Annotated in this window: 3 protein-coding genes; 1 reads left to right on the forward strand and 2 read right to left on the reverse strand. The window is 70.1% G+C overall.

The window, feature by feature from the left end:
• Both Q1V88_RS00765 and Q1V88_RS00770 read right to left on the reverse strand, forming a co-directional pair.
• Positions 1–536 (reverse strand): sigma-70 family RNA polymerase sigma factor (locus Q1V88_RS00765; protein WP_300676305.1); only part of this gene is annotated, 536 nt, incomplete at its 3' end.
• A complete protein-coding gene (locus tag Q1V88_RS00770) occupies positions 533–1,138 on the reverse strand; it encodes a carboxymuconolactone decarboxylase family protein (RefSeq protein ID WP_300676307.1) in 606 nt (201 codons plus the stop codon). The genes Q1V88_RS00770 and Q1V88_RS00765, both read right to left, overlap by 4 nt.
• A gap of 109 nt (positions 1,139–1,247) precedes the next feature.
• Between Q1V88_RS00770 and Q1V88_RS00775 the strand changes: the two genes are divergently transcribed.
• Positions 1,248–2,513 carry a choice-of-anchor P family protein gene (locus tag Q1V88_RS00775; protein WP_300676309.1) on the forward strand — a complete coding sequence of 422 codons (1,266 nt, stop codon included), beginning with the start codon at positions 1,248–1,250 and terminating at the stop codon, positions 2,511–2,513.
• Positions 2,514–2,587: the final 74 nt, after the last annotated feature.

Consider the following 2,587-nt stretch of genomic DNA (forward strand, 5'->3'; position numbering starts at 1 on the left):
CGCGCCACCACCTGCTGCTGCTCGGTGCGGCTCACCGCCATCCGCGGCCGCCGGGCGGCGACGTGCTGGCGGGCCCGGTGCGCGATCCGCCGGACCGCCGCGGCGGACTTGCCGACCGCCAGGGCGATCTCGTCGTACGGCGTCTCGAACACCTCGTGCAGCACGAATACCGCCCGCTCACTGGGATCCAGGGTCTCCAGCACGGTCAGCATCGCGAACGAGACGCTCTCGGCGAGCTCGACGTCCTCGGCCACGTCGGGACTGGTCAGGAGCGGCTCGGGAAGCCACTCGCCGACGTACTCCTCGCGCCGCCGCGCCAGCGTGCGGAGCCGGTTGAGCGCCTGGCGGGTGGCGATCCGGACGAGGTAGGCGCGCGGGTCGAGCACCTCGGCCCGCGTGCCGTCGTCCAGCGCCGCCCACCGCAGCCAGGTCTCCTGCACGACGTCCTCGGCGTCGGCCGCGGAGCCGAGCATCTCGTAGGCGACGGTGAAGAGCAGGCTGCGGTGGGCCAGGAACGGGTCCTGGGCGGCGCTCATGCCCGGGAGCGTACGCCGGAGGCGCTGTCCGGCCGGGCGCTCGGCTCGGCGAGTGGCGCCAGCCCGCACGCCGCCGCGAAGCCCTCCGACTCGATGCCCAGCGCGACGTTGCCGCGGGTGGTGAGGTTGGCGAAGCCGATCACGTTCGTGAGCTCCACGACGGCAGCCGGGCCGAGCTGGCGGTGCAGGCTCTCGACCATCTCGTCGGTGACGGCGACGGGCGTGGCACTCATGGCCTCGGCGTACGCCAGGACCTCGCGCTCCAGGGGCGTGAACGCCGACGACTCGCGCCAGCGCGGGATCTCCCGCGCCTTGTCGAGGTCGAGGCCCTTGTCCCTGGCCATGAAGTAGTTGAAGTCCAGGCACCAGGTGCAGCCGATGAAGGAGGCGACCGCCATGTGCGCGAAGGACGTGAGGCTCTCCTCGCAGGCGTCCCACTTCTGCACACGCTGGCCCAGCGCCATCGTGGCGCGAAGGACAGGGACGTTGTGCCACATGACCCCGAGGGACTCGGGTACCTGGCCGAACATCCTGATGCTGAATCGCTTGACCAGCGCTCCGTAGAGGCCGGTGATCTCGGTGGAGGGAATACGTGTGGTCATGCCATCCAGACACCGCTCACCGGCCGGTTGTGACACACATGGCTGAATCAGCAAGCGCAGTGTTAGTTTGAATCGCCTCCCTATTCGACTCCCCCCTCGGAGTTCTCCCATGAAATCTCGTCTTCTCCTCGTCCTCGCGGTGCTCTCGGTGCTCGGCGCCGCGCTCGCACTCGTCCCGCCGGCCAACGCCGCGGGCAAGCTCTGGGCCTACCAGGCCAGCGCCGGAGGCACCTACGTCCGCCTCGGCGACGGCACCGTCAGCTCCGACCTGACGGCCGCCAGCACGATCAGCGGCGGCACCAACGGGGCGAAGCGCTCCAACAGCACCGCCAAGGTCGACGTGGCCAAGGGCGTCGTCAGCACCGGTGCCGTGCAGACCCGCACGGTCGCCACCAAGACCGAGAACACCACGCTGGTGCAGTCCTGGGCGCGCACCGCGAACGTCGACCTCCTCGGCGGACTGGTCACCATCGACGCGGTCACCACGACCATGCAGACGAAGGCGAACACCGCCGGCGACCTCAGCTCCTCGGCCAACACCCAGTTCGCGGGCATCCACATCGCCGGCGTGAAGCTGCCGATCAACATCCCCAAGAACTACCGGATCACGATCCCGGGCGTCGCCGACGTGCAGATGAACGCCGTGCAGCACGGGCAGGACGACTCCGGCTCCGCCACGATCGCCTGGGCGCTGAGCCTCACGCTGCTCGAGCCCCGTGAGGGCATGCCGGCCAACGTGACCATCCTGGTCAACCCGGAGACGCAGTTCCTCAGCAACGCGACCCCGTCGGCCGGCGCGGTCCTCTACGGCATGGCCTACGGCACGCAGGCCACGGCCAACGCCAGCGACCTGGCCACCATCGAGTCCAGCCCGACGGCGTTCCTGGGCACGCCCTTCGACGGCAGCCACGGCAACACCCTGACCCGCACCACGGCCACGGTGAACATCCCGGCGCTGCTGACCACCGGCGCCGTGACCACGACCAGCACCTCCGAGAAGGACACCCTGGGCAACGCGGACATCCGCAACACCAGCAAGGTGGCCGGGCTCAGCCTGCTCGGAGGCCTGATCAAGGCGACCGCCATCCACGTGATGGCGCACGGCAACGTGCAGGACGGCAAGTGGACCTCGGGGATGACGTTGTCCACGGTGGGCCTGGTGATCGCGGGCCAGAAGATCCCGATCGACGTCGGGCCGAACACGGTGATCAACGTCGCCGGCCTCGGCAAGGTGGAGATCAACGCCCGTACGCGCGACGTCGCCACCCGGACCAACGAGATCGCCGCCATCCGGATCACCCTGGGCCAGCCCAAGGCGGGCCTGAAGGTGGGCGCGGTGATCGAGGTCGGGGTCGCGGCGACCCAGATCAGCTGATCGAGCCGATCCACACCGGCGGGGGGCGGGGGGCGCTAACCGCCGGGCACCGCGGAGGCGCCGGGGTCCCAAAA

The sequence above is a fragment of the Nocardioides sp. genome (assembly GCF_030150155.1).
GTDB lineage: Bacteria > Actinomycetota > Actinomycetes > Propionibacteriales > Nocardioidaceae > Nocardioides.